This window comes from Kitasatospora sp. NPDC058190 (assembly GCF_042883685.1).
GTDB lineage: Bacteria > Actinomycetota > Actinomycetes > Streptomycetales > Streptomycetaceae > Kitasatospora.
The window spans coordinates 1-11,518 of record NZ_JBHVVI010000195.1 but is presented as its reverse complement, the minus strand read 5'-3'; the positions used below and the strand labels follow the sequence as shown (position 1 = coordinate 11,518).

At 76.4% G+C, this 11,518-nt stretch carries 1 protein-coding gene and 1 pseudogene; both read right to left on the bottom strand.

The genetic code is table 11. From position 1 onward, the window contains the following. Positions 1 to 2,921, bottom strand: a 2,921-nt coding sequence (locus ACFVWU_RS42615; RefSeq protein WP_387631609.1) for a type I polyketide synthase, incomplete at its 3' end; no start/stop codon positions are given. A gap of 217 nt (positions 2,922 to 3,138) precedes the next feature. Beyond that, positions 3,139 to 11,469, bottom strand: a pseudogene (locus tag ACFVWU_RS42610) (SDR family NAD(P)-dependent oxidoreductase); the annotation flags it as partial. Between the last annotated feature and the right edge of the window lie 49 nt (positions 11,470 to 11,518).

The window sequence follows — 11,518 nt, the reverse complement described above, 5'->3', positions numbered from 1 at the left end:
GTGCCGGTGAGGCCGCGCACGGGCACCCACGTGGTCCCGTAGGTCCAGCTGTCGAGCGTGCCCAGCAGGCGCCGCTGCCCGCGCCAGGAGGCCAGGACCGGCAGCAGGCTCTCCAACGAGGCCTCGGCGGCCTCCTCCGCGATCCCGAGGACCGCCGACGCCTCCCGCAGGTCGCCGGCATCGACAGCCGTCCAGAACGCGTCCTCGACCGGGTCGGCCGCGGGCGCGCCCGCGTCGCGCCGCTGGAGTTCGGGCAGCCAGTAGCGCTGCCGCTGGAAGGCGTACGTGGGCAGGTCGACGCGCCGGCCGCCGGACCCGGCGAGCACCGCCACCCAGTCCGGGCCCGCGCCGCGCACGTGCAGGCGGGCGAGGGCCGCCAGGAGGGCCGGCTCCTCGGGGCGGTCCTTGCGGAGCGCGGCGGCCAGAGCAGTGGCGGCGGGCAGCGACTCGGCCGCCATGGCGGTGAGCACGCCGTCGGGGCCGAGTTCGAGGAAGCGGGTGACTCCGGCCTCGTGGAGGGTGCGGACGCCGTCGCTGAAGCGGACGGCCTCGCGGACGTGACGCACCCAGTAGTCGGGCGACGTCAGGCCATCGGCCGGCCCGCCGGTCAGGTTGGAGACCAGCGGGATCGAAGGCGCGTGGTAGGTGAGCCCGTTGAGGACTTCGCGGAAGTCCGCCAGCATCGGGTCCATCAGCGGCGAGTGAAAGGCGTGGGACACGCGCAGCCGGGTCGTCTTGCGGTCGGCGAAGTGCGCCTCGATCGCCGCGACGGCCTCCTCCGTGCCGGAGACGACGACGGAGGTCGGGCCGTTGACGGCGGCGATCGACACGAACTCATCCAGCAGCGGGAGGACTTCGTCCTCCGTCGCCTGCACGGCGAGCATCGCGCCGCCCTCCGGCAGCGCCTGCATCAGACGGCCGCGAGCACTGACCAGCGTGCAGGCGTCCTCCAGCGAGAACACCCCGGCCACGTGCGCGGCGGCCACCTCGCCGATCGAGTGCCCGGCCACGAACTCCGGTCGCACACCCAGCGATTCGAGGAGGCGGTAGAGCGCCACCTCGACGGCGAACAGACCCGCCTGAGCGTACGCGGTCCGGTTCACCAGCTCCGCGTCCTCGCCCCACACCACCTCGCGCACGGGAAGCCCTGTCGCCGCGCACACCGCGTCGAACGCCTCCGCGAACACCGGGAAGCGGGCGTACAACTCCCGCCCCATGCCCTGCCGTTGCGACCCCTGCCCGGAGAACAGGAACGCCGTCGCCCCCTTCTCGACGACACCCGTGACAACGCCCGCTCCCCCGCTCCCGCCCGCCAGGGCGTCCAGGGCGAGCAGTCGCTCCTCCGGGTCGGCCGCGACGACGACGGCCCGGTGCGCCATGGCCGTCCGGCCGGTCGCCAGGGAGTACGCGACGTCGGCCGGGTCGAGCGGTCCGCGCGTCCGGAGGTGGGTGGCCAGGCGTCCGGCCTGGGCCCGCAGGGCCGTCTCGTCGTGCGCCGACAGCACCCACGGCAGCACCGCCCCGGGCGTCACGTCGGGCTCGACGTCCTCGACGGGCTCCGCCGGTGCAGCCTCCAGCACGACGTGCGCGTTGGTGCCGCTCACGCCGAAGGAGGACACGGCGGCCCGCCGGGGCCACGCGTTGGCAGGCCATTCCCGGGCCTCGCCGAGGAGTTCGGCGGCGCCGGCGGTCCAGTCGACGTGCGGGGTCGGGGCGTCGAGGTGCAGGGTGCGCGGCAGCAGGCCGTGCCGCATGGCGAGCACCGTCTTGATCACCCCGGCCACGCCGGAGGCGGCCTGGGTGTGGCCGGTGTTGGACTTCAGCGCGCCGATGAGCACGGGCAGTTCGCGGTCCTGCCCGTAGGTCGCGAGCAGGGCGTGGGCCTCGATCGGGTCACCGAGGCGCGTGCCCGTGCCGTGCGCCTCGACGACGTCGACCTCGGCGGGCGTCAGACCGGCGTCGGCCAGGGCGGCCCGGATCACCCTCTGCTGCGACGGGCCGTTGGGCGCCGTCAGGCCGTTCGAGGCACCGTCCTGGTTGACGGCCGAGCCGCGCACGACGGCGAGCACCGGGTGGCCGAGGCGCCGCGCGTCGGAGAGCCGCTCGACCAGGAGGACCGCTGCTCCCTCGCTCCACGCCGTCCCGTCGGCCGCCGCCGCGAAGGGCTTGCACCGGCCGTCGGCGGCGAGACCGCCCTGCCGGGAGAACTCCGTGAACATCTGCGGGCTGGACATCACCGTCACGCCGCCCGCGAGCGCGAGCGAGCACTCACCGCGGCGCAGCGACTGCACGGCGAGGTGCAGGGCGACGAGGGAGGAGGAGCAGGCGGTGTCGACCGTGATGGCCGGGCCCTCCAGGCCGAGGACGTAGGAGATGCGGCCGGAGGCGACGCTGACGGTGTTGCCGGTCAGCAGGTGTCCGGCGGCGGTCTCGGCGACCTGGCCGCCGGCCGTGGAGGCGCTGTCGTAACCGCCGTGCCCGGCGCCGACGAACACGCCGGTCGGCGTGCCGGTCAGCGTCCCGGGATCGATGCCGGCCCGTTCGACGGCCTCCCAGGCCGTCTCCAGAAGGATCCGCTGCTGGGGGTCCATGGCGAGGGCCTCGCGCGGGGAGATGCCGAAGAACCCGGCGTCGAACTCGCCCGCGTCGTGCAGGAATCCGCTCTCGCGGGAGGTGACGGCGCCCTCGGGCAGGTCCCAGCCCCGATCGGCGGGGAAGGCGGAGACGGCGTCGACGCCGTCCCGCACCAGCTCCCAGAGTTCCTCCGGGGAGGCGACCCCGCCCGGCAGGCGGCAGGCCATGCCGACCACGGCGATCGGCTCCCGGTGCTGCTCGGTCGCCTCGCGGAGCTGCTCGCGGGTCTCGTGGAGGTCCGCGATCGCCCGCTTCAGGTAGTCGCGGAGCTTGTCTTCGTTCGACATCGGGACGTCAACCTCTCCGGGGGGGCTGCCAGGGAACGCCGTCGGGAAGGGCCCTGCCGGACGCCCGGTCCGGCGCCGCGCGCGAACTCCTGGCGTCGGGTCCGACCCGTCGCCCGCCCAGTCTGGCCACGGACGGCCCCGGTTTTCCCTAGAGCGCGAAGCACGGACGGGCGTGCCCCGCACCCGGAGGTGCCCGGCACGCCCGTCCGGCCCGCGGCTACTCCTGGCCGCGCAGCCACTCCTCCACGATCTCGGCGGTGAGGGCCGAGTCCTCGCGGATCATCGACAGGTGGTCGGCGTCGACACCGACCACCCGGGCGCCCGGCACGAGCGGCTCGGTCTGGGCGCGCTGCTCGATGGGCGCCTCGTCGACGCCCGTCAGGGCGCGGTCACAGGTGACCAGCAGGACGGGGGCCGTGGTGTGGTGGACCTCCAGGCGATTGAGCAGGACCATCCAACGGCCCATGGCGGACAGCCGGGAGTTGGTCAGCCGCACCGGCGAGTCGGCGCCGGTGAAGTTGAGCCGCATCATGCCGGTGTAGTCGGTGCCCTCGTCCGCGTTGTGCTGGAAGCTCAGCGTGTCGAAGAGGACGACGCCCGCCGGGCGGATGCCCCACGTGTGCTCCAGCAGGCCGGCCGCGGCGTAGGCGAAGGAGCCGCCGGAGGAGTGGCCGGCGAGGACGAACGGGTGGCCGTCGCTGGCGCGCAGGGCGCTCTCGGCGATCACCCGGGTGGCGACCTCGGGGGTGGCGGGCAGCCGCTCGCCGGTGGCGAAGCCGACCAGCGGGAGCGCCGACACCTCGCGCTCGCCGCGGAAGTGGGCGGCGAGCCGGGAGTACTGGTGCACGCCCGCATTGGCGGTGGGCGCGCTGACGCAGATCAGCCGGGTCGGACGCGGTCCCTCGGCGAGGCGGGTCGCCCAGGGCAGGTCCTCCAGTTCGGCGGTCGCCTCGAAGGTGGGGCGCAGGGCCGCGACGGTCGCGAGCATGCGCTGGGCCTCGGGCACCTTGCCGTTGGCCAGGGCGTCGGTGAACAGCCGCTCCAGGGAGTCGAGTTCGGGTTCGCCGCCGGGCACGAGGACGGCCCCGCCCTCGCCGTCCTCGGTGCGCTGGTTGGCGAGTTCGCTGCGGATCCAGGTGGCGAGCTCGACGGGCGAGCGGCTGTCGAACACGACGGTGGCGGGCATCCGCAGGCCGGTGACGGCGGCGATCCGGTTGCGCAGCTCGACGGCGGTGAGCGAGTCGAACCCGAGCTCGTAGAAGTCGCGTTCGGCGTCGACGGCCTCCGGGGAGGGGTGGCCGAGGACGGCGGCGGCTTCGGCGCGCACGGTGTCGACGAGGTGGCGCATGCGGTCGCGCTCGTTGAGGTCGAGCAACTGCCGGGTGAAGTCGGCGGCCGCGTCGGCGCCGCTCGCGCCGCCGCCCGAGGCGGTGCGCCGGGCGGCGCGGACGAGTCCGCGGAACAGCGGCGGCACATCGCCCTGGGGGCGCATGCCCCCGGCGGCCAGGCCCATCGGAATGACGAGCGGTTCGGCGGACCCGAGGGCGGCCTCGAACAGGGCGAGGCCCTGTTCGACCGAGAGCGGCGGGATGCCGCCGGACTGCATGCGCCGCATGTCGGTCTCGCTGAGCTCGCTGGTCATGCCCGCCTCCTGCGCCCACGGGCCCCAGGCGAGCGAGGTGCCGGCCAGGCCGAGCGACCTGCGGTGGTCGACCAGGGTGTCGAGGAAGGCGTTGGCCGCGGCGTAGTTGCCCTGGCCGGGGCTGCCCATGACGCCCGCGATGGACGAGAAGACGGCGAAGGCGGCGAGGTCCAGGTGCCGGGTGAGGTCGTGGAGCTGCCAGACGGCGTCGACCTTGGGCCGCAGGACGGCGGACAACCGCTCGGGGGTGAGCGCCGTGACGATGCCGTCGTCCAGCACACCGGCCGTGTGGATGACGGCGGTGAGCGGGTGTTCGGCCGGGATGCCGGCGAGCAGGGCCTCGGTGGCGGCGCGGTCGGCGGTGTCGCAGGCGACGACGCGGGCCTCGGCGCCGAGCGCCGCCAGGTCGGCGAGGAGCTCGGCGGCGCCGGGCGCGTCCGGTCCGCGGCGGCTGGTGAGCAGCAGGTGGCGGGTGCCGTTGACGGCGAGGCGGCGGGAGAGGTGGCGGCCGAGGGCGCCGGTGCCGCCGGTGATCAGCACGGTGCCGTCGGGGTTCCACTCCGCGGGCATCGTGAGAACGGTCCGGGCGGCGGGCTCCCCGGCGGTGAGCGCGGTGCGGGCGGCACGGATGTCGCGCGCGGCGACCGGCGGCGCGGTGAGCTCGCCGCGTCCGGCCAGGGCGACGAGCTCCGCGAGGATCGCCGCGGTCCCGTCTGCGTCCGGCGCGGGCAGCTGGGCGAAGACGTCGTCGTCGAGGACGAGGTCGGTCCCCGCCGCCGCGCGCCCGACGAGCCGCTCGGGCGGCAGGCCGTGGCCGAGCAGGGCGGCGCGCAGCCCGTCGGGGGCCGTGGCGGAGACGTCGACGCCCAGTCGCAGCGCGAGCTCGACGGCTGCGGTGGCCGGTCCGGTGGCGGTGGCGTGCACGTGGACGGTCCGGCCGGCCCGGAGGGCCGAGCGGCCGAGGGCCTGCCGGGCGGGGACGAAGTCGGCGGCCAGGACGGCGGCGCCCTCGAAGGACCAGCCCTCGGGCAGCCGGGCCAGCAGGCGCCGGTCGGCGACCGCCTTCGGCCCGGCGGGCAGCACGCCGAAGACCTCGTCGCCCGGGCGAAGGTCCGGCACGTCGTCACCGACCGCCGTCACCACGCCGGCCGCGCCGGTGCCGCCGCCATGAACCGCGGCGGCCCGGACGGCTACGGCGACCTGTCCGGCCGCGGGCGGCCCGGCCGCCTCGGGGCAGGGCACGAGGGCCATGTCGTCGGCAGGCGTGCCCTCCAGGACCCACGGCGTGCCGGCCGGGGGCAGCAGCCCCGCCGCGTCCGCGAGTCGGGCCAGTCGGCCCACCCGCAGGGCGCCGCCGCGGACGGCGAACTGGGCCTCGCCGTCCGCCAGCAGGCCGGGCAGCAGCGGCAGGACCGCGGCCACGTCCTCCGTGCGTTCGACATCGAGCAGGCCGAAGCGGCCGGGGTGCTCGGAGTTCGCCGAGCGGACCAGGCCCCAGGCGGCGCCGCCGGGCAGATCGCGGACGGTCTCGCCGTCGGCGGCACGGACAGCGCCCCGGGTCACGAACACCAGCCGGGAGGCGGCGGCGCGGTCGTCGGCCAGCCAGTCCTGGACGAGGGCGAGCACGCGCGTGGTGTGTGCGTGGACGGCCTCGGGGACGTCGCCGGCCGGGCCGTCCAGGGCGACCAGGACGAGGTCGGGCACCGGACGGCCGAGGTCCGCGAGGGTCGCGGCCGAGGAGCCCGTCCCGTAGGCGTCCCGGCCGAGGGCCGTGCAGCTCGGCGCCGTGGCGGCGGGCGGCGTGGCGGGGGCGGGGGCCCACTCGATCCGGAACAGCGGGTCGCGGCCGGTGCGGGCGGCGGCAGCGGCGGCCTGCGGGGCGCGCAGGGCGACCGAACCGACCGTCAGCACCGCGCCGCCCGCCGGGTCGGTGGCGGTGACGGACACCGTGTCCTCCCCGAGCCGGGCCACGCGCACCCGCAGGGCCGCCGCTCCCCCGGCGTGCAAGGCCACGCCCTGCCAGGCCTGGGGCTGCGGCAGCTGCTCCTCGGTGCCGACGCCGATCAGCACCGCGGCGTGCAGGGCGGCGTCGAGCAGGGCCGGGTGGAGGCCAAAGTAGCGGGCGTCCTCACCGGGTTCGCCGGCCAGCTCGACCTCCGCGAACACCTCCTCGCCGCGCAGCCAGGCGGCGCGCAGTCCCCGGAACGCCGGGCCGCGCCCGGGCTCACGGTAGAAGCCGTCCAGGTCGACGGCGAGCGCGCCCGCCGGCGGCCAGACCGCCTGGGCGTGGTCCGGCAGGTCGGTGTCCTGGGGCACGAGGGTGCCGGTGGCGCAGCGCGTCCACGGCTCGTCGGGGGCGGCGTCGCCGGGTCGGGCGTAGCAGGCCACCGGGCGGGCGCCGGTCTCGTCGGGCGTGCCGACGCGCACCTGCACGACGGGTTCGTCGTCCTCGGCGAGCGGCAGCGGGTCGCCGAGCGTGAGGTCCGCGATCCGGCCGCAGCCGACCTGGTCGCCGGCCCGGACGGCCAGTTCGACGAAGGCGGCGGCGGGGAAGGCCGGCCGACCGCCGATCCGGTGGTCGAGGATCCACGGGTGGACGCGCAGGGCGAGGCGGCTGGTGAAGAGCACGCCGTCCGTGTCGTCGGCCAGCGGGACGGCGGCGCCGAGCAACGGGTGGTCGGCCGGGACGAGGCCGACGGAGGCGACGTCGCCGGAGAGGGCGGCCGGGCGCGGCCAGTAGCGGCGGTGGTCGAAGGCGTAGGTGGGCAGGTCGACCCGGCGGGCGCCGGTGCCGTCGAACAGAGCCGCCCAGGCGACCGGGACGCCGGCCGCGTGGAGCGCGGCGAGGGCGGTGAGCAGGGTGCGCTCGTCGGCGCGGTCCTTGCGCAGGGCGGCGGCGCGGACGCAGTCGGCCGCGTCGTCGCCGAGGCTCTGTTCGACGAGGGCGGTGAGGACGCCGTCGGGGCCGAGTTCGAGGAAGGCGGTGGCTCCGGCCTCGTGGAGGGTACGGACGCCGTCGGCGAAGCGGACGGCCTCCCGGACGTGGCGCACCCAGTAGTCCGGGCTGGTGAGGTCCGCGCCCAGGGCGCCGGTCAGGTTGGAGACCAGCGGGATCGAAGGGGCGCTGTAGGACAGGCCGTTGAGGACGGTGCGGAAGTCCGCCAGCATCGGGTCCATCAGCGGCGAGTGGAAGGCGTGGGACACCCGCAGGCGGGACGTCCTGCGGTCGGCGAAGTGCGCCTCGATCGCCGCGACGGCCTCCTCCGTCCCGGAGACGACGACGGAGGTCGGGCCGTTGACGGCGGCGATCGACACGAACTCACCGAGCAGAGGAAGGACTTCGTCCTCCGCCGCCCGCACCGCCAGCATCGCGCCGCCCTCCGGCAGCGCCTGCATCAGCCGGCCGCGCGCCGCCACCAGGGCGCACGCGTCACCGAGCGAGAACACCCCGGCGACGTGCGCCGCGGCGATCTCGCCGATCGAGTGCCCCGCGACGAACTCCGGGCGCACGCCCAGGGATTCGACGAGCCGGTACAGCGCCACCTCGACGGCGAACAACCCGGCCTGGGCGTACTGCGTCCGGTTCAGCAGCTCCGCGTCCTCGCCCCAGACGACCGCGCGCATCGGCTGGTCCAGGTGCTCGTCCAGCACCGCGCTCACCGCGTCGAAGGCGTCCGCGAACACCGGGAAGCGCGCGTACAGTTCCCGGCCCATGCCGAGGCGCTGCGAGCCCTGGCCGGAGAACAGGAAGGCCGTCGAGCGGTCCGCCGCGACGCCGCGAGCGACCTCGGTCAGCCCCTCGCTGCAGGCGAGCAGCACGGCCCGGTGCTCGAAGGCGGACCGTCCGGTGGCGAGCGAGAAGCCGATGTCCAACGGGGAGAGTTCGAGGGCGGAGGCGCGGGCGAGGTGGGTCTCCAGCGCGTCCTCGGAGCGGCCGGAGAGCACCCACGGGACGACGGCGGGCAGCACCCGCTGGTCCTCGGTGCGCTCGGTCACCGCGGGGGCCTGTTCGAGGATCACGTGCGCGTTGGTGCCGCTGATCCCGAACGAGGAGACCCCGGCCCGCCAGGGACGGCCGACCTCGGGCCACGGCCGGGCCTCGGTGAGCAGGTCGATCGAGCCCGCCGTCCAGTCGACGACGGTGGACGGCCGGTCGATGTGCAGGGACTTCGGCAGCACGCCGTGCCGCATGGCGAGCACGGTCTTGATCACCCCGGCGACGCCGGCGGCGGCCTGGGTGTGACCGATGTTGGACTTCAGCGAGCCGAGCAGCAGCGGCCGTTCGCGGTTCCTCCCGTAGGTGGCGAGGAGCGCCTGCGCCTCGATCGGGTCGCCCAGGGCGGTGCCGGTGCCGTGGCCCTCGACGGCGTCGACCTCGGCGGCCGACAGTCCCGCGCTCGCGAGCGCCTGGCGGATGACGCGCTGCTGCGAGGGGCCGTTCGGGGCGGTGATGCCGTTCGAGGCGCCGTCCTGGTTGACGGCGCTGCCGCGCACGACCGCCAGCACGGGGTGCCCGTTGCGGCGGGCGTCCGACAGCCGCTCCAGGACCAGCATGCCGACGCCCTCGGACCAGTTGGTGCCGTCGGCGGCGTCCGAGTAGGCCTTGCAGCGGCCGTCGGCGGCGAGGCCGTTCTGGACGGTGAAGCCGGCGAAGCTCACCGGTGTGGTCATCACCGTCACGCCGCCCGCGAGCGCGAGTCCGCACTCGCCGTTGCGCAGCGCCTGGGCGGCCCAGTGCAGGGCGACGAGCGAGGAGGAGCACGCGGTGTCGACCGTGACGGCCGGGCCCTCCAGGCCGAGCGTGTAGGAGATGCGGCCGGACAGCACGCTCGACGCGAGGCCGGTGCCGGCGTGGCCGCCGATGTCCTCGCGCGAGTTCATCATGAGCGTCGCGTAGTCGAGGCCGTTGGTGCCGACGAAGACACCGGTGCGGCTTCCGCCGAGCTTCTGCGGGTCGACCCCGGCACGCTCCAGGGCCTCCCAGGACGTCTCCAGCAGCAGCCGCTGCTGCGGGTCCATCGCGAGGGCCTCGCGCGGCGAGATACCGAAGAAGGAGGCGTCGAAGTCGGCGACGGCGTCGATGAAGCCGCCTTCCAGGGTGGCGCTGCGGCCGCGGCCGTCGCGGTCGCCGACGAGCAGGGTCCGCAGGTCCCAGCCGCGGTCCTCCGGGAAGCCGGCGATGCCGTCGCCGCCCTCGGAGACCAGGCGCCACAACTCGTCGGGCGAGGTGACGCCGCCGGGCAGGCGGCAGGCCATGCCGACGATCGCGATCGGCTCGCCGTCGTCGGCCGCGGCCCGCACGGCGGGCAGCAGCGGGTCTGCCGGGGTGTCGAGGAGCTCGGCCAGGAGGTGCTCGGCGAGGGCCTGGGCGGTCGGGTAGTCGTAGACGGAGGTGGCGGGGAGCTTGAGGCCGGTGGCCGCGCCGAGCCGGGCGGGCAGCTCGACGGCCGTCAGCGAGTCGAAGCCGAGGTCGCGGAACTTGCGGTCCGCGGCGACCGCGGAGCGGTCGGCGTAGCCGAGCACGGCGGCGACGTGGGTGCGGACGAGGTCGGTGAGCAGGACGGTGCGCTCGGTCGGGGTGAGGGCGCGCAGGCGGCCGGTGAGCTCGGAGGCGGCGGTCGCGTAGTCGCGGCGGGCCGCGGCGGCGGCCTCCAGGGCGGGCCGGGCCGCTGGGAGGTCGCGCAGCAGCGGGTTGCCGCGCAGGCCGACGAGGCTCTCCAGGACCTGCGGCTGCGTCAGGTCCAGCAGCACGAGCGCGGAGGCCGGGCGGGTGACGGCCTGACGCAGCGCGGCCAGGGCGAGGTCGGGGTGCAGGGCGGGGACGGCGGCGCGCTGGATGCGTCCGTCGTCCTCGGCCGGAGCGCCCGAGTCGGGGCTGGTGTACTCGGCGCCGATCCAGGCGCCCCAGGCGACGGAGGTGGCGGGCAGGCCGTCGGCACGGCGGCGCTGGGCGAGCGCGTCCAGGACGGCGGCCGGGGCGGCGAGGGTGGCGCGGCCGGGGGTGCCGACGGCGCCCGCGACGGAGGAGCAGAGCACGAAGGCCGTCAGGTCGAGGCCGCGGGTCAGCTCGTCCAGGTGGAGGGCGGCCCCGGCGCGGACCCGGTGGACTGCGGCGAGGCGCTCGGGCGTCAGGTCGTCGAGGACGCCGTCGTCGACCGTGCCCGCCGCGTGGACGACGGCGGTGAGCGGGGAGTCGGCGGGTATCTCGGCCAGCAGGGCGGCGAGGGCGTCGCGGTCGGCGACGTCGCACGACGCGATCGTCACGACGGCGCCCAGGCCGCTCAGCTCCTCGGCGAGGTCGGCGGCGCCGGGGGCGTTGGGCCCGCGGCGGCTCGCCAGCAGCAGGTGGCTCGCGCCCGTGGCGGCGAGCTGCCGGGCCACGGCGGCGCCCCGGCCGCCGGTGCCGCCGGTGATCAGCACGGTGCCGGGGGTCCGCCCCGGCGTCCAGCCCGCGTCCGGAGCGCCGGCCGGGGCCGGGACCAGGCGGCGGGCGTGGACGGCGGCGGATCGGATCGCGATCTGGTCCTCACCGTCCGCGCCGGCGAGCACGGCGGCCAGGCGGCGCACCGCGGACCGGTCCGGCTCCTCGGGCAGGTCGACGAGGCCTCCCCACTGCTGGGGGTGCTCCAGCGCGGCGACCCGACCCAGGCCCCACACGGCGGCCTGCTCGGGCGCGGCCGGCGATTCGGTACGGGCCACGGCGACCGCGCCGCGCGTCAGGCACCACAGCGGCGCGGTGAGGTCCGCGTCGCGCAGCGCCTGCAGGAGGGCGAGGGCCGCGGCGGCCGGGTCGGTCTCACGGCCGAGCGCGAGGAGGGACAGGACGCCGGTGAACGGGCGCCCGGTCGAGGGCAGTTCGCGCAGCAGCGCAGCGAGCTCGGCGCGCTCCGGGGCGGGCACGGACAGGCACAGCGCGTCCGGTCCGACGGCCTCGCAGGCCGCCTCCGTCCACGCC